Here is a 316-nt window from a genome sequence, read left to right as displayed (position 1 = left end):
CAGAAACGTGGAGAGCGGCTGTGCCTGCTCCATCCGCGCTTCAAACGCCGCTTTACCCTCTTTACGCACCAGCGTATCCGGGTCTTCACCGTCGGGCAGGAACATAAAGCGTAGCTGACGCCCGTCGGTCATATACGGCAACGCGGTTTCCAGCGCTCGCCAGGCGGCGTCGCGTCCTGCGCGGTCACCGTCGTAACAGCAAATCACGTTGTTGGTGACGCGGAACAGCAGCTGGATATGGTCCGCCGTGGTGGACGTTCCCAGCGACGCAACGGCATAATTAATGTCGTACTGCGCCAGCGCAACAACATCCATA

Annotated in this window: 1 protein-coding gene; it reads right to left on the bottom strand. The window is 59.8% G+C overall.

The genetic code is table 11. The features are described 5' to 3' along the window. A partial coding sequence (locus FLQ44_RS02845; RefSeq protein WP_147692966.1) for a toprim domain-containing protein occupies positions 1 to 316 on the bottom strand: 316 nt, incomplete at both ends.

This window comes from Vogesella mureinivorans (genome assembly GCF_007644035.1).
Taxonomy (GTDB): domain Bacteria; phylum Pseudomonadota; class Gammaproteobacteria; order Burkholderiales; family Chromobacteriaceae; genus Vogesella; species Vogesella mureinivorans.
Note: the sequence above shows the minus strand (reverse complement) of the source record. Positions and strands in the feature narration are given on the sequence as shown.